The sequence below is a fragment of the Rhodococcus sp. KB6 genome, assembly GCF_001445685.1.
In the GTDB taxonomy this organism is placed as follows: Bacteria; Actinomycetota; Actinomycetes; order Mycobacteriales; family Mycobacteriaceae; genus Rhodococcus_F; species Rhodococcus_F qingshengii.
This window is the reverse complement of record NZ_LNAK01000104.1, coordinates 1-243: the sequence shown is the minus strand read 5'-3', so window position 1 is coordinate 243 and position 243 is coordinate 1. Positions and strand designations below refer to the sequence as shown.

At 56.0% G+C, this 243-nt stretch carries 1 rRNA gene; it reads right to left on the bottom strand.

The features are described 5' to 3' along the window. Nucleotides 1–243 (bottom strand): 23S ribosomal RNA (locus ASU23_RS33425); the annotation flags it as partial.

The following is a 243-nucleotide window of genomic DNA, read 5'->3' as shown; positions in this document are numbered from 1 at the left end:
TACCCACAACTCATCCCCTCAGTTTTCAACCTAAGTGGGTTCGGTCCTCCACGACGTCTTACCGTCGCTTCAACCTGGCCATGGGTAGATCACTCCGCTTCGGGTCTAGAGCATGCCACTGACTCGCCCTATTCGGACTCGCTTTCGCTACGGCTACCCCACACGGGTTAACCTCGCGACATGCCACTAACTCGCAGGCTCATTCTTCAAAAGGCACGCCATCACCCCCAGCAGTAAACTGCT